The organism is Enterobacter cloacae complex sp. S3 (assembly GCF_014930495.1).
Taxonomy (GTDB): Bacteria; Pseudomonadota; Gammaproteobacteria; order Enterobacterales; family Enterobacteriaceae; genus Enterobacter; species Enterobacter asburiae_B.
In genome coordinates, this window is record NZ_JADBRD010000041.1 from 21922 (window position 1) to 43026 (window position 21105).

A 21105-nucleotide genomic window follows, 5' to 3' on the forward strand; every position below is an offset into this window, starting at 1 on the left:
TTACGGACAATAAAGGGTTTTCAGGGTGCTGATAAGCTGATGTACCGCATCGTTTTTAATGGAATAGAGAATGCGCTGCGCGTCGCGGGTGCTGTCGATAAGCCCTTCCTCACGCATGCGCGCCAGATGCTGCGACGTGGCGGAAGGACTTAGCCCCGTGGCTCGCGCAAGCTCCCCCGCGCTGGTGCCGGGCGCTCCGCACAGGGTGCAGAGGATCAGCAGCCGACGCGGGTTGCTCATCGCTTTTAAAAGTGTGGCGGCCTGCCCGGCGCTGGCCTGAAGCTGTTCGAGTTCGGTCATGATTGTTTAGTATTTTCTTAATTAAGTGAATGCTAAACTAATCCGGTGCATTAAACTAGCGTCAAAAGCGTAAAAGAGGGTAAACGCGGGGCCCGGAACTGGTACAGACGAATAAACTGGCTATGCTTACAGCGTTCTCTTTATTATTTTCAATGGATTAGATTGAACGGAGTGTTTATATGGGATTTTGGCGTATTGTTTTTACGATCCTCATACCGCCGCTGGGCGTGCTGTTGGGTAAAGGATTTGGCTGGGCGTTTATTATCAACATTCTTCTGACGCTGCTGGGCTACTTCCCCGGCCTCATTCACGCGTTTTGGGTACAGAGCAAAAGCTAGGCGCGCCACAGTAAATCGCTATAGATATCGGTCAGCACCCCCGCCGGACCAAACTGCTGCTTGATCCACCGCGTGACCTGGCCGGTTGCGGCATGCTGCGTGGCGAGCAGCATGCGCGAGTCCTGACGCGGGTTGTTAATCCGTCGGGTGACCAGCAGCCCCGCGTCTACCGCCTCGCGGACCATGTATTCCGGCAAAAAGCCAATCCCTTCGCCCAGGATCTGACACTGACATTTGGTGTTAAAGTCCGGGACCAGAATCGCCTCCTGCCCGTGCAGCAGCCAGCCAACCTTTTTGTTAATGGTGTGCGCGGTATCTTCCACCATGATGTTGGGATACAGGCGCAGCTGGCTTTCCGCTATTGGCTCCGGGGTGAACGCCAGCGGGTGTTCCGGCGCGATGGCAAACACCCAGCGAATGGCGCCGATCTCTGTGTAATCAATCCCGCCGCCGTCCAGCAGCGTGTCCGGCGCGCCAATCGCGATGTTGGCCTGGTTGTTGATGATGGAGTCCCAGACGCCGTTGTAGACCTCGGTGGTCACGGTGATCTGACAGGTGGGAAACTGCTTTTTCAGCACCTGCAGCAGCCGCGCCGTGTGGCGTGGGGTATACAAAAGCTGGTTGATACAGATGCGCACCCGCGCCTCAATGCCCTGAGAAATGGTATCAATCCCGCGCTTGATGGCGTGAAAGTCGTTCAGCAGGTCGGTGGCCTTACGGTAAAAGTAAAACCCGGACTCGGTCAGCTCAATGCTGCGCGTGCTGCGGACGAACAGCACCACGTCCAGCCCGGTCTCCATGCGCTTGATGGTGTAGCTGATGGCAGATGTCGTCACGCCCAGTTCGGCGGCGGCTTTGCTGAAGCTGCCGAAGCGTGCGGCGGTAGTAAAGGCCAGCAGGTTTTCCTCGGTAAAGATGGAATTCATATCTCACTCCCTTCAGCCATCAGTTTTGAACATATTTTAACAGCGTCGTTACAACGCATTTGAAGCCGATCACAGTTCTGACTCTTTGTCGAAAGCCGCAAGCAGTAAGGCTTCCTCAGGCATAAGCATAATGCAGCCAGAAGCGCTAAAAAGCGGAGAAACATAAGAAAAAGGTTGCACAGACGCACGTTTTGACCAGTTTATTGAATTTACCTCAACAATGAATTGACTGTCGATGAATCATTTTTAAGCGGATTCTTTTATCACCAGGCTGTTGCTATTCTCAGGTCAACAGAAATAAAAACATCGGGAGTCTGAATATGTCTGCGAACGAACTCGTTACTGAATTTCTGCTGGCGGCAGAAGAGGGCAATAGCGATGCGCTAAAAGCCTGTCTGGAGAAAGGCGTGGATATTAACGCCACCAATCGACAGAAAAGAACCGCCGTTATTATTTCCAGCCTGAAAAAACATTATGACTGCGTGGCGTTATTAATTGCCGCCGGGGCGGATATTGATAAACAGGATCAGACCTGCTTTAACCCTTTCCTGATTAGCTGCCTGACCAACGATATCACCCTGCTGCGCCTTGTCCTTCCTGCAAATCCCGATCTCGACCGCCTGACGCGCTTTGGCGGCGTGGGCATTACCCCTGCCAGCGAAAAAGGGCACGTGGAGATCGTGCGCGAGCTGCTGGAGAAAACGGATATCAACGTCAACCACACCAACTTTGTCGGCTGGACGCCGCTGCTGGAAGCGATCGTGCTTAACGACGGCGGTGCGAAGCAGCAGGAGATCGTCAAGCTGCTGCTGGATCACGGCGCGAACCCGCACATGACCGATAAATACGGCAAAACCCCGCTCGAGCTGGCGCGGGACAAAGGCTTCGATGCAATAGCTGACCTGCTGCTGGCGGCGGGCGCATAACGCATTCGGTCAGCCGCGTCCGGCTGGCCGTTAATTTAAAAAGCATTTTTACCGACGTGCATTTTGCACGACGGCGGCCCCCTTTTATCCGCGTTCAGGAGAAAATAATGCCCACAAAAATCGTCATAAAAAAGAACACATATTTTGACTCCGTCTCATTAATGTCCGTTTCCACCAAAGCCAATAAATTACCGGGCGTCGAGCAGGCGTTTGTCGCGATGGCGACGGAAATGAACAAAGGCGTATTAAAAAACCTCGGGCTATTAACGCCGGAATTAGCGGAAGCCAAAAACGGCGACCTGATGATCGTAATTAAAGGCGACGCGGCGAATGATGAAACCCTGGCGGCCATCGAAGCGCTGTTCACGCGTAAAGAGAGCGGCGGCCCCCATGAAGCGCGCTACGCTACGATTGCCAGCGCCAAAACCCATCGCCCGGAGAGCAACCTCGCGGTGATTTCCGTCAACGGTACCTTCGCCGCCCGCGAAGCGCGCCAGGCGCTGGAAAACGATCTCAACGTGATGCTGTTTTCCGATAACGTGTCGCTCGACGACGAGCTGGCGCTGAAGCAGCTGGCGCATAAGAAAGGGCTGCTGATGATGGGGCCGGACTGCGGCACCGCCATCATCAACGGCGCGGGATTGTGCTTCGCCAACGCGGTGCGCCGCGGACCGATTGGCATCGTCGGCGCCTCCGGCACCGGCAGCCAGGAGCTGAGCGTGCGCATTCACGAATTCGGCGGCGGCGTGTCGCAGCTGATCGGTACCGGCGGACGCGATCTCAGCGAGAAAATCGGCGGCCTGATGATGCTCGACGCCATCGACATGCTGGAAGCCGACGAGGGCACCCAGGTTATCGTGCTGATCTCCAAGCCGCCAGCGCCAGCCGTAGCGGAAAAAGTGCTGGCCCGCGCGCGCGCCTGCCGCAAGCCGGTGGTTGTTTGCTTCCTCGGCCGCAGCGAACCGCCCGCCGATGAAGACGGCCTGCAGTTTGCGCGCGGCACCAAAGAGGCGGCCCTGAAGGCGGTCCTGCTCACCGGCATCAATAAAGAGTCCCTCGATCTGCATCCGCTCAACTGGCCGTTGATTGAAGAGGTGCGCGCCCGCCTGACTCCGCAGCAGAAGTACATTCGCGGCCTGTTCTGCGGCGGCACCCTGTGCGACGAGGCGATGTTTGCCGCGCTTGCGAAATTCGACGACGTCTACAGCAACATCCAGCCGGATCCGGCTAAGCGCCTGAGCGACATAAGCGTCAGTAAAGCCCATACCTTCCTCGACTTTGGCGACGACGATTTCACCAACGGCAAGCCGCACCCGATGATCGACCCGACCAACCGCATCAGCCGCCTGCTGCAGGAAGCCCGCGACCCGGAAGTCGGGGTAATTGTGATGGACTTCGTGCTGGGCTTCGGCGCGCACGAGGATCCGGTCGGCGTGATGATCGACGCCATTAAAGAGGCGCAGGCCATCGCGAGGGCCGATAACCGTCCGCTGGAAATTCTCGGCTACGTGCTCGGCACCGACCAGGATCCGCAGTCGCTGGCGCAGCAGTGCCAGCTGCTGACCGACGCAGGCGTCATCTGGGCCAGCAGCAGCACCAACACCGGATTACTGGCACGCGAATTTGTCTGCAAAGGGGAGAAAGCATAATGACGACCTTATTCAACCAGCCGCTGAACGTGATTAACGTCGGCATTGCAATGTTCAGCGACGATCTAAAAAAGCAGCACGTTCCCGTCACCCAGCTCGACTGGACGCCGCCGGGGCGGGGCAATATGCAGGTCGTTGAAGCGCTCGACCAACTGGCGGAAAAACCGCTGGCGGAGAAAATCGCCGCCGCTAACCGCATCGCCCTTGAGCGCATTATTCAGTCTCATCCGGTGCTGGTGGGCTATGACCAGGCCATTAACGTGGTGCCGGGCATGACCCGCACCACCATTCTGCACGCCGGTCCGCCTGTCGCCTGGGAGAACATGTGCGGAGCGATGAAGGGCGCGGTCACCGGGGCGCTGGTGTTTGAAGGGCTGGCGAAAGATCTGGACGACGCGGCAAGGCTCGCCGCCTCGGGAGAAATTACCTTCTCGCCGTGCCACGAGCACGACTGCGTGGGCTCGATGGCGGGCGTCACCTCCGCGTCGATGTTTATGCACATCGTGGAGAACAAAACCTACGGCAACCGCGCGTTCACCAACCTCAGCGAGCAGATGGCGAAGATCCTGCGCATGGGCGCCAACGACCAGAGCGTGATCGACCGCCTGAACTGGATGCGCGACGTGCTCGGCCCGATGCTGCGCGACGCGATGAAGATCGTCGGCGAAATCGACCTACGCCTGATGCTGGCCCAGGCGCTGCACATGGGTGACGAGTGCCACAACCGCAACAACGCGGGCACCACGCTGCTGATCCAGGCGCTGACGCCGGGGCTGATCCAGGCGGGCTACCCGGTGGAGCAGCAGCGCGAGGTGTTCGAGTTTGTCGCCAGCAGCGACTACTTCTCCGGCCCGACGTGGATGGCGATGTGTAAGGCCGCGCTGGACGCCGCTCACGGCATTGAGTACAGCACCGTCGTCACCACCATGGCGCGTAACGGCTATGAGTTCGGCCTGCGCGTTTCCGGCCTGCCGGGGCAGTGGTTCACCGGCCCGGCGCAGCAGGTAATTGGCCCGATGTTTGCGGGCTATAAGCCGGAAGACTCCGGGCTGGACATCGGCGACAGCGCCATCACCGAAACCTACGGCATTGGCGGCTTTGCGATGGCGACGGCCCCGGCAATCGTTGCGCTGGTGGGCGGCACGGTGGAGGAAGCCATCGACTTCTCCCGTCAGATGCGCGAAATCACCCTCGGCGAAAACCCGAACGTCACCATTCCGCTGCTCTCGTTTATGGGCATTCCGACCGCTATCGACATCACCAAAGTCGCGGGCAGCGGCATTCTGCCGGTGATTAACACCGCCATTGCCCATAAAGACGCGGGCATCGGCATGATTGGAGCTGGCATCGTTCACCCGCCGTTTAGCTGTTTTGAAAAGGCGCTGTTGACCTTCCGCGATCGCTACTTTTTATAAGGCATGCATCCATGAAAAACATGAAGCTGGAGTGGAAAAGAGGTGACTGGGCGGCGTATTTCGGGTTGATGACCAATAACCTGACCAATTTGCTGACCATGATGGGGCTGCTCATTTTTGTCGTCGGCATCCCGAAGGAGATTGTTTATGGACGCATCGCGCCGGCCTTCGGGCTGGCGGTGCTGGTCGCGAGTATTTGCTACGCCTGGTTCGGCATGCAGATGGCGCGCGCCACCGGACGAACGGACGTGACCGCGCTGCCGTCCGGCCCGAGCGCGCCGTCGATTTTTACCGTGACCTTCCTGGTCCTGATGCCGGTTTATCAGCAGACCGGCGATGCGGACTTCGCGATCCAGATTGGCCTGGTGTGGTGCTTCGTGGAGGCGATGATCCTCGCGGGCGGTTCGTTCCTGGGGGAAACCATCCGCAAGATGATCCCGCGTACCGTGCTGCTGTCCTGCCTCTCCGGTTTGGGCCTGCTGCTGCTGGCGATGAACCCGATGCTGCAGGCGTTCGAAGCGCCGACCGTGTCGTTTATCGTGCTGCTGCTGATCTTCATCAACTGGTTCGGTAAAAAGCCGATTTTCGCCCGTATCCCGACCGGTCTGCTGCTGTTGATTGCCGGTACGGCACTGGCGTGGATCTCCGGCCTGCAAAGCCCGGAAGCGATTAAAGCGTCCATGTCATCCTTCGGCTTTAACCCGCCGGAAGTGCACGTGAACAGCTTCATGCAGGGCCTGCCGCACGCGCTGCCGTATCTGGCATCTGCCGTGCCGCTGGGGCTGGCGAACTACATCTTTGACCTGGAGAACATCGAAAGCGCCCACGCGGCGGGAGATGCGTACCCGACGCGTAAGGTGATGCTGGCGAACGGTCTGGCGTCGATGCTCGGCTGCCTGATGGGGAACCCGTTCCCGGTGACGGTCTACGTCGGCCATCCTGGCTGGAAAGCGATGGGCGCGAGCATCGGCTATACGCTGGCCTCCGGCGTGACCATGTTCATCGTGCCGCTGTTCGGGCTGGGGGCGTTTATGCTCGCCATCATTCCGATGACCGCCATCGTGCCGATTCTGGTGTTTATCGGCGTCGTCACCGCCAACCAGGTGGTGAGGGAAACGCCCAAAGTGGAGGTGCCGGTGATCTTCATCTGCCTGTTCCCGTGGATCGCCAACTGGGCGCTGACGATGATGAACAGCGTGATGGGGGCGGCGGGCACCAGCGCGGCGAAGATCGGCACCGACGTGCTGCACAGCAAAGGAATTTACTACGAAGGCCTGGTGCATCTCGGCAACGGCGCGCCGCTCGCCAGCATGCTGTGGGGCTGTATCGCCATTTTCGCCATCATCAACAAGCCGCTGCGCGGAGCCGTTGCGGCCGCCGTCGGGGCGCTGCTGGCGCTGTTTGGGGTGATCCACGCCCCGGTGGTGGGCTTTGCCGAGGGCAGTTCGCTGATGTTCGTCACCGCGTATCTGATGATGGGCGGCATGTTTGTGGTGAAGCATGTGCTGGATATCTCTGTTACTCCCCCTCTCCCTGTGGGAGAGGGCCGGGGTGAGGGCACCAGAACGCACCTTCTAAAGGACACAAAATGAAAGAGCTTATGGTCGTCGCCATCGGCGGCAACAGCATTATCAAAGACAACGCCAGCCAGTCGATTGAACACCAGGCGCAGGCGGTGAAAGCGGTGGCAGAGTCGGTGCTGGAAATGCTGGCATCCGACTATGACATCGTGCTCACCCACGGCAACGGCCCCCAGGTGGGGCTGGATCTGCGCCGCGCCGAAATCGCCCACGAGCGGGAAGGGCTGCCGCTAACCCCGCTGGCAAACTGCGTGGCGGACACCCAGGGCGGGATTGGCTACCTGATCCAGCAGGCGCTCAACAATCGCCTGGCCGCGCGCGGGGAGCAAAAAGCGGTCACGGTCGTCACGCAGGTAGAGGTGGATAAAAACGATCCGGGCTTTACTCACCCTACCAAACCTATCGGTGCGTTCTTCACCGAGGCGCAGCGCGACGAGCTGCAGCAGGCACACCCGGACTGGCATTTTGTCGAGGATTCAGGCCGTGGCTACCGTCGCGTGGTGGCTTCACCGCAGCCGCTGCGCATCGTTGAGGCCGACGCCATCAAAACGCTGACGCAAAAAGGCTTTGTGGTGATCGGCGCGGGCGGCGGCGGAATACCCGTGATTCGCAGCGAGCAGGGCGACTACCAGAGCGTCGATGCGGTGATTGATAAAGATCTCTCTACCGCGCTGCTGGCGCGGGAGATCGGTGCCGACGTGCTGGCGATCACCACCGGCGTGGAGAAGGTGTGCATCAACTTCGGCAAGCCGAACCAGCAGGCGCTGGACACCGTCAGCGTGGCGCAGATGACGCGCTACAGGGATGAGGGCCACTTCCCGGCGGGCAGCATGCTCCCCAAAATCGTCGCCTCGCTGGAATTTTTACACCACGGCGGCAGGCGCGTGATTATCACCTCGCCGGACAGCCTGCCCGCGGCGCTGCGCGGGGAAACCGGCACCCATATTGTTAATGAAGGAAGATAAGATGAGTGAAAACAAAAGCCGCCGCGAATTTATCAGCCAGAGCGGCAAAATGGTCACCGCCTGCGCGCTGTTTGGCGCCACCGGATCCGTCGCGTATGCTGCTGACTCCGCGAAGCCAACCTGCGAGACGGGCAAACCGATGAGCATCACCGCGAAACATTACTATCTGGACAACGTGCTGCTGGAGGCCGGGTTCAACGTCGACGGCGGCGTGGCGACGAGCACCCGCACCGAGCTGAAAACGCTGGAAATTAACGGCGGGAAGATCGTCGCCCTGCGCGATAACAAGCGCCACGCCGACGCCACGCTGCCGCACTACGATGCGGGCGGCAAGCTGATGCTCCCGGCGATGCGCGACATGCACATTCACCTGGATAAAACCTTTTACGGCGGTCCGTGGCGCTCCCTGAACCGCCCCGCGGGCACCACGATTCAGGACATGATCCGCCTTGAGCAGAAGCTGCTGCCGGAGCTACAGCCCTACACCCAGGAGCGCGCGGAAAAGCTGATCGATCTGATCCAGTCGAAAGGCTCCACCATCGCCCGCAGCCACTGCAATATCGAGCCGACCTCCGGCCTGAAGAATCTGGAAAACCTGCAGGCGGTTTTATCGCGCCGTAAGCCCGGCTTTGACTGCGAAATCGTCGCTTTTCCGCAGCACGGGCTGCTGCTGTCAAACTCCGAAAAGCTGATGCGCGAGGCGATGCAGGCCGGGGCGCACTACGTGGGCGGGCTGGATCCTACCAACGTCGACGGCGCGATGGAGAAATCCCTCGACACCATGTTCCAGATTGCGCTGGACTACGACAAAGGGGTGGATATCCACCTGCACGAAACCAGCCCGGCGGGCGTGGCGGCGGTGAACTATATGGTGGAAACCGTGGAGAAAACGCCGGAGCTGAAGGGCAAGCTGACCATCAGCCACGCCTTCGCGCTGGCGACGCTCAACGAGCAGCAGGTAGATGAGATCGCCACCCGCATGGCGGCGCAGCGGGTGACCATCGCCTCCACGGTGCCGATTGGCACCCTGCATATGCCGCTGAAGCAGCTGCGCGAGAAGGGCGTGTTCGTGATGACGGGGACCGACAGCGTGATCGATCACTGGTCGCCATACGGTCTGGGGGACATGCTGGAGAAGGCGAATCTTTACGCTCAGCTCTACATCCGCCCGAACGAGCAGACGCTCTCGCGCGCGCTCGGTATTGCCACCGGCGACGTGCTGCCGCTGAACGACAAAGGCGAGCGCGTGTGGCCGAAAGCGCAGGACGACGCCAGCTTTGTGCTGGTGGATGCTTCCTGCTCCGCCGAGGCCGTGGCGCGCATTTCACCTCGCACCGCGACGTTCCATAAGGGCAACCTTGTCTGGGGCTCGCTGGGTTGACGTGCATTTCTCCCTCTCCCTGTGGGAGAGGGGGATGAAGGCATCAGGCCGCATGCAATGCTTTATACTGGGAGGCACATTCTTAAAGAGGGATCTGCCATGGCACAAAATATCTACGACAATCCGGCGTTTTTTGAAGGCTACGCCCTGCTTCCACGCTCGGTGCAGGGTCTGGACGGCGCGCCGGAGTGGCCCGCACTAAAAAGTATGCTGCCGGATTTAACCGGCAAATCGGTTGTCGATCTCGGCTGCGGCTACGGCTGGTTCTGCCGCGCGGCGCGCGAGCTGGGCGCTGCTGACGTCACGGGGTTCGATATCTCAGAAAAGATGCTCGCCCGCGCGGCGGAGCTTACCGCTGACCCACAGATTCACTATCAGCGTAGCGATCTGGAATCTCTTAAGCTTAACGAGAACAGCCTCGATCTGGTCTACAGCTCGCTGGCGCTGCACTACCTGCCGGAACTGGATACGCTATTCGCCAGGGTTCAGCGCGCGCTCAAGCCTGGCGGCAGCCTGGTCTTTTCGATGGAGCACCCGATCTACACCTGCGCCACCCGTCAGGGCTGGCTGACCGACGATAGCGGCGAGCGGTTCTGGGGCGTGAACCATTATCAGGATGAAGGCAAACGCGTCAGCAACTGGCTGGCGGACGGGGTGGTTAAATACCACCGCACGCTCGGCACCACGCTTAACGCGCTGATCGGGGCCGGATTAACGATAAACGACGTCAACGAGTGGGGGCCAGCGCAGGCGCAGATTGACGCCTGGCCCGCGCTGGCCGAAGAGGCGGAGCGCCCGATGCTGGTGCTGATCGCCGCCCGTAAGGCTCAATAACCCACCTTATACACCCGCCCGCTCTGCACGCCTTCCACGCTGCGGCGATAGGCCTGCGCCACGGTCGCGGCGGGAACGCTCTCAAAGCCCGGGAAGAAGCCGTCGTAGGTTTCGACGGATTCGGTGAGTACCGTCGGGCTAATCAGGTTGATGCGGATCCCGCGCGGCAGCTCGCAGGCTGCGGCGCGGACAAACCCTTCCAGCGCCGCATTCACCGTGGTGGCATTCACGCCCTGGGCAATTGGCTCGTGCGCCACGATGCCGCTTATCAGCGTAATCGAGCCGCCCTCGTTCAGATAATGCTGGCCGGTCAGCGCCAGGCGCACCTGCCCGAGCAGCTTGTCCTGCAGGCCCTGGTTGAAGTCGCTGTCCTTCATGGTCGCGAGCGGGCCAAAGTAAAGGCCACCGCTGGCGGAGACAATCGCATCCACCGGGCCGATTTTCTCAAACAGCGCCTGGACGCTCGCCTGCGAGGTGATATCCACCTGCTCGTCGCCCTGCGTGCGGCCGACGCGGATGACCTCGTGGCGACGACTCAGCTCTTCCGTTACCGCACGACCGACCGTACCGCTGGCACCAATAATGACGATTTTCATAGCTGACTCCTTATGTTGTGAGCCTCCATTCTTTAATAAATAAAAATGGAGATAAACTGGGCTAAAGTTAGAAGATTGCTAACCAGGAGTTTGGAATATGGATAAGCTTCGCAGCATGGAGACCTTTATTGCCGTGGTTGAAAGCGGCAGCTTTACCGGCGCGGCGGCACGGCTGGAGATGTCGGCGGTAATGGTGGGGAAATACGTTGCGCTGCTGGAATCACAGCTCGGTACCCGCCTGCTGGAGCGTAACACGCGGCGCCAGAGCCTGACCGACGCCGGGCGGGTCTATTTCGACGAGGCGAAGCGGGTGCTGGAGCAGGTCGCGATCGCCGAAAGCGCCGTGGAACGCCTGCGCGCCGCGCCGTCCGGCACCCTGCGCGTGACGGCGCCCACCTCGTTTGGCGGCAGCGCGATCGCGCCGCTTACGGCCTCTTTTTTACAACGCTACCCGGAGGTGCGCATCGAGCTGGATCTCACCAACCGGATGGTGGATCTGGTGGAGGAGGGTATCGATCTTGCCATTCGCATTGGCGACATTCACAACGACGATCTGGTGGCGAAATACCTCTGCCCTTACCGGATGGTGATCTGCGCCGCGCCGGACTATCTTGCGCGCTACGGTACGCCGCAAACCCCTGCCGATCTGGTGGATCATCTCTGCCTGTCCCACAGCGTGTGGACCGCGCGCAACGAGTGGCGGCTGCCGGGCGTTGAGGGCGAAGTGCGCTGGAAGCGGGACGCGGTCTTAAGATGCAACGACGGCTACGGGCTGCGGATGGCCGCGAGAGCCGGGGCGGGACTGCTGCTACAGCCGGAAGTGCTGGTGGCGGAAGATCTGGAAAGCGGCAGGCTGGTGCGGGTGCTGGAGGCGTATATTCCGGCGCCGAGACCCGTGCATTTGCTGTGGCGTCAGGATTTACGACCTCTCCCTAAGCTAACGGAATTTATCGCCCATATTCTGCTAAGATTGGGCACACTATAAAAAAGAAGGTATGCAAAGAATGTCTGTGAATAAACTCGCCAGCAGCGCGCAGGGCCTGCAATCATCTGCCATCCGTGAATTATTAAAACATAGCAAAATGGCCGGCGTCATTTCGCTGGGTGGGGGTATTCCTAACCCGGCTTTGTTCGATCACGAAGGGCTGAAAATTGCCGCTGATGCCGTATTATCACAGCATTTTGGGGAGGCCTTTCAGTACGGTCTGACCGAAGGCGTACCGGGGCTGCGGGAAGAAATTCAGCGCATCTGTGAAGGGCGCGGGATCCGCTGCAAGGCAGATGATGTGGTCGTGACCTCCGGTTCACAGCAGTCCCTCGACGTGCTGGCGCGTGCATTAATTAACCCGGGCGATACCGTTGTGGTTGAGCGTCCAACCTATCTTGCTGCGCTGCAGGTATTTGGCCTGGCGCAGGCTAATTTTGAATCCGTTGGCACCGATGGCGACGGCATGAAGGTCGACGAGCTTGAAGTGCTGGCGGCAAATAAAACCATCAAAGCGGTCTATATTGTTCCGACGTTTGGCAACCCTGGCGGGGTAACCCTTTCTGAGGCGCGTCGCAAACAGCTGGTGGAATTATCGAAGCGCTATGATTTCGTCATTATTGAAGACGATCCGTACAGCGAAATTAATTATACCGATGAAGTTTTCCGCCCGTTAATTGCCCATGCCAAAGATATCGGCAACGAAGAGAACGTGGTGTATACCTCAACCTTCTCCAAAATTCTTGCTCCAGGAACCCGCGTGGGCTGGGTGCTGGTGCCGGAATGGCTGAAGCGCGCAGTAGTAAACCTTAAGCAAACCACCGACCTGCACACCAGCACGCTGTCGCAGCTGATGACGTATGAATACCTGAAAACCGGTCGCCTGCCCGACCAGATTAAAACGATCCGCGAAGCCTATCGCCAGAAATACCAGACGTTCGCAACCGAGCTGGAGGCCGAGCTGGGCGATATGATGTCGTTCCACAAGCCGAAGGGCGGCATGTTCCTGTGGGCGAATATGAAAAATGGTAGTAATACCACCCGCTGGCTGGAAAAAACGTTAAGTAACGGCGTAGTATTTGTGCCGGGCGAATTTTTCTACTGCAATGAGCCAGACCATTCAACGCTGCGTATGTCGTTTGTCACGCCAACGGATGAAGAGCTGAAGGAAGCGGTTCAACGCCTGAAAAAATCGCTGTAAAAGACCTGCGCATAATGGTTTTCCTGCCGTTATGCGCAATACGCGTTCAGGCGGCACGGGCCGCAATCGTCCATGGAGATCTCCATGTTTGAATTTCTGTTCGGTGTCGTTACGCACACGCCTGCCTGGGTGTGGGTGCTGTTTATCTTCCTTATCTCTCGCGGCATTAAAGCCCGCAGGCCTGCCACCGTTACGCTGGAGAGGCTTGCCATCATTCCGGCAATATTTCTAATCTGGGATATCTACGATCTGGTGATCTACCGCACGCTGACGCCCGGGACTGTCGCATTGTGGACGGCGGGGATCCTCGCCGGGGCCGCGCTGGGGTATATCCTGATTAAGCAGGCGGTTATCACCCGCGCAGATGCGCCGCGCAGCCTTTACCGCCAGGCAGACTACACCGCGCTGCCGTTTATGATGCTGGCGTTCGGCGTGAAGTATGTGCTGGGCGTGATGAGCGCGGTCTCTCCCCAGACGATGCAGCAGCCCGCCATGAGCGCGCTGGCGATCGTCTCCGGCGGCGTGTTTGCCGGCGTGTTTCTCGGGAAATTTGCGCGTTACGTTGGGGTGTATAACAGTGCCGCACCGCGCCCGGCGGAGTAAGGTTATTCTGTCGCGTGTGCCAGCGTGCGATCTGCAGCATCGCCGCTGAGTGCTCGCGTGACTTCATGGATCCGCCAGATTTTCCCTTCACGCAGCGCGGCAAACAGGTAAACCTCGATCTCTGCCTGACGACCATCAGGATACGTGACCGTCACGATATGCCGGTCAGCCAGAAGTTCGTCATGACAGGCTATCTCCACCACGGTAAAGGCGATTGCGCGGATCTGTGAGCTGACGTGGCTCAGATGCTGGACAAAACCCCGGTAGTCAAGCGCGTGACCGTCCGTAAACTGCTGGTAATCGGGCGTAAATACCTCTGCCGGATCGATATCGCCGTTGAATAAGCGGGTTAACAGGCAGGCCATCTTTTCGCGCTGCGCGGCGTTGTCGGCGTGGGATATCAGGGACGTGATAATGCTCATGCGGGCTCCTTATGTGGTTGAATCACCATTATCCTTGACAGCCGAAGTCGCAGTTTCTCTAATACGCCGAAGAATAACGATTTTCGGTCAAAATGATATGGTCAGTGTTGAAACGCTCCTTCATCCAGGCGGGTACCGAACGCCCTGGCACAGTCATCGCACCGGCCAGCTGTGGCGCATTGCAACGGGGCTGCTGGTCATTGAGACGCAGCAGGCGCGATCGGTCGTACCGGCAAAACACATCGGCTGGATCCCTCCGGATCGGCAGCACGCCGCTTTTTCCGAAAGTGCGGTAGAAGGCTGCGCTATCTTTCTTGACCCCGCCGGGTGCGCAATGCTTCCCGATGCGCCCGCGCTGTTCGAGCCCGACGATCTCACCCATGCACTGTTTTCCCGTTTATGCGATGCAGAGAGCGAGTACGATCCGCGAAAGCTTACTTTGCTGCTGGATGAGCTTGCCCTGACGCCCCAGGCTCGCTTTTCTCTGCCCGTGCCGACGGATCCGCGTCTGAAGAACGTGGTCAGCCATTTGCTGCAGTTTGTCGATGATAACCAGACGGTCGAGAGCCATGCTATTCATGCTGGGATGAGCGTGCGTACCTTCAACCGTCGGTTTAGCGCCCAGACCGGAATGAACTTTGTTAACTGGCGGCAGCTGGCTCGCGTCATGCGGGCAATGGAGTGGCTGGCGGCGGGGAAGCCGGTAGGGTGGATTGCGCTGTCCTGCGGCTACAGCAGCGTCAGCGCATTTATTGAGGTTTTCAGAGCATGGACCGGTAAAACGCCGGGGCAGTGGGCGATTAAAGAAGGCCCTTTTGGGCGAAGGTAATGCGCGTGGCTGCGTTGAGATCCAGCTCTTTTAACGATTCCGGATTAACCCAGGCGATCTCCTGAAACTCTTCATTAAACGTGACTTCCCGGTTGGCGCTGATGCAGTCGAAGATCAGATAGATCATGTAAATCTCCTCTGTAGTGCCATCGGCGTAGGTTTTCACCCTGATGTCATCGCGAAAAGCCCATGGCGTAACCGAGACAATCTCCAGCGCTTCGCCCAGCTCTTCGCGGATCTCACGGCGCAACGCCTGTTCCATGGTTTCGCCCGGCTCCATTCCACCGCCGGAGAGAGCCCACTGGCCGGGGAACACGCCGCGATCGTCGGCCATTTTACACAGGAGGTAGGCACCGTCATTCTGGATGATGGGGCAGACAATGGTTCGTTGGCGCATGATTTCTTCCTGAAAAAGTATTGATAGGTGAAGTGTTTACCGAATCAGGCTACATCCGGCTGGCCAGATTTTCGCTTAGCCATGACGTCCGCAACGGTCTTTATACGGCTTAGCTCCTCCTGCGTCCTGGGGTTGGATTGCGCTTCCCAGATATCGACGTTCAGCTGTAAGTTAAGCCAAAATTCAATCGTGGTATCAAAGGCTTTTGCCAGTTTGATCGCCATATCGGCAGTCAGCTTGCGATTATTATTGACCAGCGCGCTGATGGTGTTGCGGTGAACATTGAGCATCTCCGCCAGATCGCTGATTTTCAGATTGAGCGGTTCAAGATACTCATACTGCAACACGTCGCCCGGCGTGGTGGGTTTGCGGAGTGCCTGTTGAAGTGTCATAGGTGATGCCTCACTTGTGTTGCGTGTACTTGTGTGGAGAGAGGTAGAGATCTTCTGCTTTACCCTCTGTCCAGCGAAATACGAGCCTGTATTGCCTGTTTACCCGGATTGAGGAATATCCCTTCAGCGGAGGATTCAATGCTTCATACATATTGCCCGGTGGCGATCGCAAATCCCTGTGCGAGGTTGCTGCCCTGATGATATCGAGCTTTCTCGCAAGCGCTGTTTCCAGATTTGCAGGAATAACATTGCTCGATCTGCCGTAAAGAAAAAAATCCTCAAGCCATTGATCCCGAAAATAACTAATCATAATGGTGCTGAGCTCCAGTCCTTGAAGCTGATTGAATAGTAATGCACTCCCGCACTGTGCGCAAGTGCGTTTTTTTGTCTGCGGTTAATATTACCTGGGCGATGGCTGAAGGGAAGTGGGATGTATGGCTAAAGATGAATACTCCGAGGTAGGTTCCAGTTCTGACGTGCGGTTAAATGCCCGGCGGCGCTGCGCTTGCAAGGGCCTCCGGGTATGTAGGCCGGGTAAGGCGGAGCCGCCACCCGGCGATTGACTACCGCTCCCTCAGCGCCTCTTTCGCCCTGTTAAACGGCTTGATCAGATAATCCAGCACCGTTTTCTCGCCGGTCTTAATGTCCACCGTCGCAATCATCCCCGGCACAATCGAGAAGTGCCTGCCCGCCTTATTCACCAGGTAATCCTGGCTGGTGCGGATAAACACCCGGTAATAGAACACTTCCGGCTTGGCCTCGTCCTGGATGGTGTCCGGAGAGATCGTTTCGACGACCCCGTGCAGGCCGCCGTAAATGGCGTAATCGTAGGCGGTGATTTTAACCAGCGCCTCCTGGTTCGGGTGGATAAAGGCGATATCGCGCGGCGACAGGCGGGTTTCGATCAGCAGGTGATCGTCCACCGGCACAATCTCCATCAGCTCGCCGTTGGGCGGGATCACGCCGCCGATGGTGGTGACCTTGATGTTTTTCACGATCCCGCGCACCGGGGATTTTACCGTCAGACGGGTGACGGAATCCTGGCGGCCTTTGAGGATCGCCGAAACCATATCCACCTCTGCGTTGGCCTTGGATAACGCCTCGCGCGCCTGAACGTAATACTGCGAGCGTACGTCGGTGAGCTTCAGCTCCAGATCGCTTTTCTGCCGCTGCAGGCGCAGCACCTCCACGTGGCTGGCGGCGCCGGTTTTGACCAGCCGCTGGGTGATGGCCAGCTCCTTGTTGGCGAGATCTAACGCGGCGCGCAGCTCCCGCTGGGTGTCCTCCAGCTGCGCGCGGCGGGAGTTGTAGAGTCGCGTTTCGTCAGCAATCAGATCCGGCCACTTTGCCAGCGAAGGGGGGAACTTCAGCGGGAGATCGTTCACCTCGGCGTACAGTCGGGCGCTGGAGGCCAGTGAAGCCCGGTAGCGCGCCGCGCTTTCGCCTACGTTCGATTCGGAACGCGTCGGATCGAGCCGCGCCAGCACCTGTCCGGCCTGCACCTGATCGCCCTCGTGGACGTTCAGCTCGGTGAGGATCCCGCCGTCGAGAGACTGTAAGACCTGCTCGCGCGAGCTGGGGATCACTTTACCCGAGCCGGTTGATACCTCATCCAGCACGCCAAACCACGCCCAGACGCCCAGCACCACAAACATCAGCAGCGAGAAGATCACGATCCGACGCGCGCCGGTATAGCCGCTTTCGGAGTCGAGGGCGTTATCCAGATCGTCCATTGCCGCCACGTCACGCTGACTGATTTTCATTTTTCCACTCCCGTCCGGTTGCTGCCTGCTGCTGTTGCTGCTGCATACGGCTGTTGTTCAGCGCCTGGGCTTTTGGCGCGTCCATCACCAGCATCCCCTCTTTCAACACCACGACGCGCTCCACCAGTTCCAGCACCGGTACGCGATGCGTGGCGACAATCAGGGTGCGATGCCCGAGCCAGTCGCCCAGACGCTGGATGAATTCCCGCTCGGTGTGCTCGTCCAGCGACGCGGTGGGTTCATCCATCAGCACAATATTCGGATCGCGCAGCAGCATCCGCGCCAGCAGAATCGACTGGCGTTGCCCGCCGGATAACCCCACGCCGTTTTCCATGATCGGGTAGTCCAGCCCCTTGGGCAGCTTCTGCACGAAGCCTGCCGCGCCGGTCAGCTCCAGCGCCTCGAAAATCTCTTCGTCGGTGGCGCGCGGCATGCCGAGGGTGATGTTTTCGCGCAGGGTGCCGTAAAACAGCCGGGCGTTCTGGGTCATAAAGCCGACGTTGCGCCGGACGTCGGCGACGTCGAGATGCGGCAGGCTGAAGTTATCAAGCCGCAGCTCGCCGGCCGCCAGATCCATTCCGCCCGCCATGGCCTGCAGCAGGGTCGATTTGCCCGCGCCGTTGCGCCCGAGGATCGCCACTTTCTCACCCGGTCTGATCTCCAGCCGGTTAATGCGCAGCGCCATGCGCGGATCGTCCGGCTGGTAGCGGAACTGCGCCTGCTCGAAGAGGTAATGACCGCGCAGCACGTCCTGGCGGATCGGCGTCTCCTCGCGCTGATTTTCGGTGGGAAGCTGCATGATGCTGTCCAGCCCTTCTTTTGCCGCTTTGACCTGCTGCCAGCGCGCCAGCACGCCGCACAGCGTCGCCATCGGGGCGATCATGCGGGAGGCCAGCATCGACGCGGCGACCACCGAACCGGTGGTCAGGGTGCCGTCGATCACCATCGGGGCGCCGACCACAATCACCCCGGCGTAGACCAGGCTCTGAATGGTCATCCCCCAGCTAATCAGGTTCTGCGTCAGCTCGCGGGTGCGCAGGCCGGATTCTGCGGTGATCTGGATATAGCTGTTCCACTGCTGCAAAAAGCGGTTTTCCGCCTGCATCAGCTTGATGTCTTCCAGCCCCTGCACGCTCTCCACCAGCACCGCGTTGCGCAGGGTCGATTCATGAGCCGACTGCTTTGCCAGCTCCGCCAGCTTCTTCTGCAGCAGCAGGCCGGGCAGGACCATGATCACCGCCGCGACCGGGGCGATCCACGCCAGCTGCGGGGCGATGATCGCCAGCACCACCACGAACAGGAGAAAGAACGGCAGGTCGACAATGGTCGAAATGGTGGACGAGGTCACCATCTCGCGGATCTGCTCCAGCTCGCGCAGCTGAGAGATAAAGCTGCCGGTGGAGCGGGGGATCGCGCTGTTGCGCAGCCGCAGCGCGTGGCCGAAGACGCGATCCGAAACGCGCATGTCCGAGCGCTTGCCGAGCAGATCCATAATGTGCCCGCGCGCCACGCGCAGCACAAAGCCAAACAGGGTGGCAATCAGCACCCCGATGGTCAGGACGTAAAGCGTCGGGTAGGACTGCGCGGGGATCACCCGGTCGTACACCTGCATGGAAAAGACGATCCCGGATAGCGACAGCACGTTGATAAAGAGGGCGGCCAGCATGACCCAGCTGTAGGGGCGCAGGTCGCGCATCACCAGCCGGTAGAGCCAGTCCGGGCGGTATTTTGAGATATAGGCATCCACGCGGCTGTCCTTCAGCGCGGCGAGTGGACGCAGGGCAATGACGTGGCGGATAGCGGGCAGCATCGCCGTCATCGACAGCCGGTTGGTGTAGGTCTCATCGTCGAAAAAGCTGACCTCCAGCGTATCGTCCCCGTCGAAATGCTCGATCACGCCGATCCTGCCGTCATTCATCGCCACCACCACCGGCAGACGCCAGCTGTTGATCGCCTGCCGATCGTTGGTAAGAAGCTGAAACGACAGCCCCGCTTCGCGGGCCAGCTGGGTGAGGGCGGGAACCATCGGTTTGCCTTTCAGCCACGGCGCGCCTGCGATCAGCGCGCCGGGGGAGCAGGCGACGCGGTAGCGCGTGGCGACAAAACCGAAGGCCTGCGCCCACTGCGCCAGCGCCTCATCCGTCATCGTTTCGCCCTGCGGGATTTCGCGTTGCTTCATGGCTGGATCTCCACGGTCTGGATGGTGCGGTTATCAAGATCGAACGCATGACGCAGCTGCCCGGTGTTATACAGGCAGTTGAGCTGCAGCTGGTGCAGCTGACCGAGGGTCTGCTGCTGGGTGAAGCGCGCCTGGTAGACCTCCTGCTCGGCGTTGAGCACGTCGAGGAGCGGGCGCGAGCCGAGATCGAGATACTGCTGCTGGTACAGTTCGCGGGTGCGGGCGCTGAGGGCTTCCTGGCGGCCCTGGATTTGCAGCGTGCTTTGCAGGCTCATCACCTGGCTGCGGGCTTCCAGCAGCTTCTGGCGGACATCAAGGCGCGTACGCTGAACGGTGGACTGCGCCGCCTCCACCGCGTGTCCTGCAGCGTTACGCCGGGCGGTGAGGCCGCCGCCCTGGTAGAGCGGCATCTGCACTTTCACCCATGCGGAATACTGGGTGCGATCGCGGGTTTCGCTCCCCGCGTAGCGATCGTTCATGTAGTGACGCACCTCCGGCTCCAGCGAGACGGTTGGCGTCATCTGCGCGTCGGCGTAGTCGAGGTTAGCCTGGGCGACGTTAGCCTGCGCCCAGGCGGCAAGCACCGCGGGCACCAGACGGTCATCCGGCTCGGCAATGTCGCAGCTCCGGCCCAGCTTTTGCGGAAAGTCATTGCTGATTGCGTTCAGGCTGTTCCAGCCGAGAAAGCTCATCAGCGTGGCGCGGGCGCTGTCCAGGCTGGCCTGGTACTGCATCAGCTGGGCGCGCGCGCCTTCAATGCGCGCATCGGTCTGCACCACGTCAGAAAGCGACGTGGCCCCTTCGTCGTTACGCTGGCGGGTCAGAGAGCCAATCGAGGAGAGGGCGTCGAGCTGCTCTTTAGCGGTCTCGACCATCTGCTGCCAGGTTTGCACCTGCACCATGGCGATGGCGGTATCGTGAGCGATGGTGTCGATACTCACCAGCACGTTGGCCTGCTGCTGGGCAACGCCCGCGCTCTCGGCCCGCACCTGGCTGTCCACTTTGCCAAAGTCGTAGAGCATCTGTGAGAGAGAAAGCACCAGCGACGGCGTAAAGCCGTTCTGGTCGCCGTCGTGGGAATAACCGTTGTCCACGCCGGCATTAATCTGCGGATAGTATTTTGATTTAGCGACGTCCACCTCTTCGCTCTGCTGGTAGAGTTTCCCCACGGCTTCGCTGATGGCCGGGTGCCAGGTGACGGCGCGATTGACGGCATCGCCAAGCTGCAATGAACCGGGTGCGGCTTTGCCAGCCGCAGGTGCGACGCGGCAATTGAGCGAGGGGAGTTCCTGCGTTTCGCGAAGCTGTCCGGTATTGATGATTGCCGCCGGGTTCGCGCAAAGAGCGGGCACAGATATCAGGCAGCACGAGAGCCACCAGTGAGGCATCTTCATTCCCATGTCATGTCCCTATTAAAAAAATAC

The 21105-nt window shown here is 59.6% G+C and carries 22 protein-coding genes; 12 read left to right on the forward strand and 10 right to left on the reverse strand.

What is annotated here, in order from left to right; all coding sequences use genetic code 11:
• Nucleotides 1-300, reverse strand: coding sequence for a helix-turn-helix transcriptional regulator (locus IM317_RS20550; RefSeq protein ID WP_029742056.1), 300 nt, complete (start codon nucleotides 298-300; stop codon nucleotides 1-3).
• A 179-nt stretch (nucleotides 301-479) separates the two neighbouring features.
• Here IM317_RS20550 and IM317_RS20555 point away from each other — a divergent pair, with 179 nt between their 5' ends.
• Nucleotides 480-638 carry a YqaE/Pmp3 family membrane protein gene (locus IM317_RS20555; RefSeq protein WP_023308917.1) on the forward strand — a complete coding sequence of 53 codons (159 nt, stop codon included), beginning with the start codon at nucleotides 480-482 and terminating at the stop codon, nucleotides 636-638.
• Here the strand turns inward: IM317_RS20555 and IM317_RS20560 are convergent.
• Nucleotides 635-1564: a LysR substrate-binding domain-containing protein gene (locus tag IM317_RS20560; protein WP_033146353.1), complete on the reverse strand. Its 930-nt coding sequence runs from the start codon at nucleotides 1562-1564 to the stop codon at nucleotides 635-637. The two genes, IM317_RS20555 and IM317_RS20560, sit on opposite strands and share 4 nt — an antisense overlap.
• A 320-nt stretch (nucleotides 1565-1884) precedes the next feature.
• Here IM317_RS20560 and IM317_RS20565 point away from each other — a divergent pair, with 320 nt between their 5' ends.
• The 7 genes from IM317_RS20565 to IM317_RS20595 all read left to right on the forward strand — a co-directional run bounded on the left by IM317_RS20565 (nucleotide 1885) and on the right by IM317_RS20595 (nucleotide 10314).
• The gene (locus IM317_RS20565) at nucleotides 1885-2490 is read left to right on the forward strand and encodes an ankyrin repeat domain-containing protein (protein ID WP_033146352.1); all 606 of its coding nucleotides are present in this window, start codon (nucleotides 1885-1887) and stop codon (nucleotides 2488-2490) included.
• 107 nt (nucleotides 2491-2597) lie between these two features.
• Nucleotides 2598-4139 carry an acyl-CoA synthetase FdrA gene (gene fdrA / locus IM317_RS20570; protein WP_033146351.1) on the forward strand — a complete coding sequence of 514 codons (1542 nt, stop codon included), beginning with the start codon at nucleotides 2598-2600 and terminating at the stop codon, nucleotides 4137-4139.
• Nucleotides 4139-5554 (forward strand): DUF1116 domain-containing protein, encoded by a 1416-nt coding sequence (locus tag IM317_RS20575; protein WP_033146350.1) that lies wholly within the window; start codon nucleotides 4139-4141, stop codon nucleotides 5552-5554. Before fdrA ends, IM317_RS20575 begins: the two co-directional genes overlap by 1 nt.
• 11 nt (nucleotides 5555-5565) lie before the next feature.
• Complete coding sequence (locus tag IM317_RS20580) at nucleotides 5566-7146, forward strand: hypothetical protein (protein WP_033146349.1); 1581 nt, start codon at nucleotides 5566-5568, stop codon at nucleotides 7144-7146.
• Complete coding sequence (locus IM317_RS20585; protein ID WP_033146348.1) at nucleotides 7143-8099, forward strand: carbamate kinase family protein; 957 nt, start codon at nucleotides 7143-7145, stop codon at nucleotides 8097-8099. Before IM317_RS20580 ends, IM317_RS20585 begins: the two co-directional genes overlap by 4 nt.
• A 1-nt stretch (nucleotide 8100) precedes the next feature.
• Nucleotides 8101-9480, forward strand: a complete 1380-nt coding sequence (locus IM317_RS20590; protein WP_033146347.1) for an amidohydrolase family protein — start codon at nucleotides 8101-8103, stop codon at nucleotides 9478-9480.
• A 99-nt stretch (nucleotides 9481-9579) separates the two neighbouring features.
• Nucleotides 9580-10314 (forward strand): bifunctional 2-polyprenyl-6-hydroxyphenol methylase/3-demethylubiquinol 3-O-methyltransferase UbiG, encoded by a 735-nt coding sequence (locus tag IM317_RS20595; RefSeq protein ID WP_033146346.1) that lies wholly within the window; start codon nucleotides 9580-9582, stop codon nucleotides 10312-10314.
• Here IM317_RS20595 and IM317_RS20600 read toward each other — a convergent pair.
• The gene (locus tag IM317_RS20600) at nucleotides 10308-10910 is read right to left on the reverse strand and encodes a short chain dehydrogenase (RefSeq protein WP_023308908.1); all 603 of its coding nucleotides are present in this window, start codon (nucleotides 10908-10910) and stop codon (nucleotides 10308-10310) included. The two genes, IM317_RS20595 and IM317_RS20600, sit on opposite strands and share 7 nt — an antisense overlap.
• Before the next feature lie 97 nt (nucleotides 10911-11007).
• On the opposite strand from IM317_RS20600, the gene IM317_RS20605 reads away from it, so the two are divergent.
• The 3 genes from IM317_RS20605 to IM317_RS20615 all read left to right on the forward strand — a co-directional run bounded on the left by IM317_RS20605 (nucleotide 11008) and on the right by IM317_RS20615 (nucleotide 13699).
• Entirely contained in the window at nucleotides 11008-11895 is an 888-nt protein-coding gene (locus IM317_RS20605) for a LysR family transcriptional regulator (RefSeq protein ID WP_033146345.1), read from the forward strand.
• A 19-nt stretch (nucleotides 11896-11914) separates the two neighbouring features.
• A complete protein-coding gene (locus IM317_RS20610; RefSeq protein WP_033146344.1) occupies nucleotides 11915-13096 on the forward strand; it encodes a PLP-dependent aminotransferase family protein in 1182 nt (393 codons plus the stop codon).
• 84 nt (nucleotides 13097-13180) lie between these two features.
• Nucleotides 13181-13699, forward strand: a complete 519-nt coding sequence (locus IM317_RS20615) for a DUF6622 family protein (RefSeq protein WP_033146343.1) — start codon at nucleotides 13181-13183, stop codon at nucleotides 13697-13699.
• A gap of 2 nt (nucleotides 13700-13701) precedes the next feature.
• Here the strand turns inward: IM317_RS20615 and IM317_RS20620 are convergent, their stop codons facing one another.
• Entirely contained in the window at nucleotides 13702-14121 is a 420-nt protein-coding gene (locus IM317_RS20620) for a nuclear transport factor 2 family protein (protein ID WP_033146342.1), read from the reverse strand.
• 97 nt (nucleotides 14122-14218) lie between these two features.
• Between IM317_RS20620 and IM317_RS20625 the strand changes: the two genes are divergently transcribed.
• Nucleotides 14219-14950, forward strand: coding sequence for an AraC family transcriptional regulator (locus IM317_RS20625; protein WP_033146341.1), 732 nt, complete (start codon nucleotides 14219-14221; stop codon nucleotides 14948-14950).
• Here the strand turns inward: IM317_RS20625 and nudI are convergent.
• From nudI to IM317_RS20655, 6 genes are all read right to left on the reverse strand, one after another.
• The gene (nudI, locus tag IM317_RS20630) at nucleotides 14922-15347 is read right to left on the reverse strand and encodes a nucleoside triphosphatase NudI (protein WP_033146340.1); all 426 of its coding nucleotides are present in this window, start codon (nucleotides 15345-15347) and stop codon (nucleotides 14922-14924) included. The two genes, IM317_RS20625 and nudI, sit on opposite strands and share 29 nt — an antisense overlap.
• A 44-nt stretch (nucleotides 15348-15391) precedes the next feature.
• Nucleotides 15392-15739 (reverse strand): HigA family addiction module antitoxin, encoded by a 348-nt coding sequence (locus IM317_RS20635; RefSeq protein ID WP_033146339.1) that lies wholly within the window; start codon nucleotides 15737-15739, stop codon nucleotides 15392-15394.
• A gap of 10 nt (nucleotides 15740-15749) precedes the next feature.
• Entirely contained in the window at nucleotides 15750-16049 is a 300-nt protein-coding gene (locus IM317_RS20640) for a type II toxin-antitoxin system RelE/ParE family toxin (protein ID WP_033146338.1), read from the reverse strand.
• A 253-nt stretch (nucleotides 16050-16302) separates the two neighbouring features.
• Nucleotides 16303-17472, reverse strand: a complete 1170-nt coding sequence (locus IM317_RS20645; RefSeq protein WP_086374946.1) for an HlyD family efflux transporter periplasmic adaptor subunit — start codon at nucleotides 17470-17472, stop codon at nucleotides 16303-16305.
• Between the two features lie 10 nt (nucleotides 17473-17482).
• Entirely contained in the window at nucleotides 17483-19681 is a 2199-nt protein-coding gene (locus tag IM317_RS20650; RefSeq protein WP_033146337.1) for a type I secretion system permease/ATPase, read from the reverse strand.
• Nucleotides 19678-21081 carry a TolC family outer membrane protein gene (locus IM317_RS20655; RefSeq protein WP_033146336.1) on the reverse strand — a complete coding sequence of 468 codons (1404 nt, stop codon included), beginning with the start codon at nucleotides 21079-21081 and terminating at the stop codon, nucleotides 19678-19680. Before IM317_RS20655 ends, IM317_RS20650 begins: the two co-directional genes overlap by 4 nt.
• Nucleotides 21082-21105 lie beyond the last annotated feature (24 nt).

Bases quoted from the DNA above. Each gene is read 5' to 3' on its own strand.
- fdrA (WP_033146351.1), top strand. From the start codon at position 2,598: ATGCCCACAAAAATCGTCATAAAAAAGAACACATATTTTGACTCCGTC.
- IM317_RS20590 (WP_033146347.1), top strand. From the start codon at position 8,101: ATGAGTGAAAACAAAAGCCGCCGCGAATTTATCAGCCAGAGCGGCAAA.
- IM317_RS20610 (WP_033146344.1), top strand. From the start codon at position 11,915: ATGTCTGTGAATAAACTCGCCAGCAGCGCGCAGGGCCTGCAATCATCT.
- IM317_RS20620 (WP_033146342.1), bottom strand. From the start codon at position 14,121: ATGAGCATTATCACGTCCCTGATATCCCACGCCGACAACGCCGCGCAG.
- IM317_RS20655 (WP_033146336.1), bottom strand. From the start codon at position 21,081: ATGGGAATGAAGATGCCTCACTGGTGGCTCTCGTGCTGCCTGATATCT.
- IM317_RS20555 (WP_023308917.1), top strand. From the start codon at position 480: ATGGGATTTTGGCGTATTGTTTTTACGATCCTCATACCGCCGCTGGGC.
- IM317_RS20550 (WP_029742056.1), bottom strand. From the start codon at position 300: ATGACCGAACTCGAACAGCTTCAGGCCAGCGCCGGGCAGGCCGCCACA.
- IM317_RS20635 (WP_033146339.1), bottom strand. From the start codon at position 15,739: ATGACACTTCAACAGGCACTCCGCAAACCCACCACGCCGGGCGACGTG.
- IM317_RS20595 (WP_033146346.1), top strand. From the start codon at position 9,580: ATGGCACAAAATATCTACGACAATCCGGCGTTTTTTGAAGGCTACGCC.
- IM317_RS20625 (WP_033146341.1), top strand. From the start codon at position 14,219: ATGGTCAGTGTTGAAACGCTCCTTCATCCAGGCGGGTACCGAACGCCC.
- IM317_RS20575 (WP_033146350.1), top strand. From the start codon at position 4,139: ATGACGACCTTATTCAACCAGCCGCTGAACGTGATTAACGTCGGCATT.
- IM317_RS20640 (WP_033146338.1), bottom strand. From the start codon at position 16,049: ATGATTAGTTATTTTCGGGATCAATGGCTTGAGGATTTTTTTCTTTAC.
- IM317_RS20585 (WP_033146348.1), top strand. From the start codon at position 7,143: ATGAAAGAGCTTATGGTCGTCGCCATCGGCGGCAACAGCATTATCAAA.
- IM317_RS20650 (WP_033146337.1), bottom strand. From the start codon at position 19,681: ATGAAGCAACGCGAAATCCCGCAGGGCGAAACGATGACGGATGAGGCG.
- IM317_RS20565 (WP_033146352.1), top strand. From the start codon at position 1,885: ATGTCTGCGAACGAACTCGTTACTGAATTTCTGCTGGCGGCAGAAGAG.
- IM317_RS20615 (WP_033146343.1), top strand. From the start codon at position 13,181: ATGTTTGAATTTCTGTTCGGTGTCGTTACGCACACGCCTGCCTGGGTG.
- IM317_RS20605 (WP_033146345.1), top strand. From the start codon at position 11,008: ATGGATAAGCTTCGCAGCATGGAGACCTTTATTGCCGTGGTTGAAAGC.
- nudI (WP_033146340.1), bottom strand. From the start codon at position 15,347: ATGCGCCAACGAACCATTGTCTGCCCCATCATCCAGAATGACGGTGCC.
- IM317_RS20560 (WP_033146353.1), bottom strand. From the start codon at position 1,564: ATGAATTCCATCTTTACCGAGGAAAACCTGCTGGCCTTTACTACCGCC.
- IM317_RS20580 (WP_033146349.1), top strand. From the start codon at position 5,566: ATGAAAAACATGAAGCTGGAGTGGAAAAGAGGTGACTGGGCGGCGTAT.
- IM317_RS20645 (WP_086374946.1), bottom strand. From the start codon at position 17,472: ATGGACGATCTGGATAACGCCCTCGACTCCGAAAGCGGCTATACCGGC.
- IM317_RS20600 (WP_023308908.1), bottom strand. From the start codon at position 10,910: ATGAAAATCGTCATTATTGGTGCCAGCGGTACGGTCGGTCGTGCGGTA.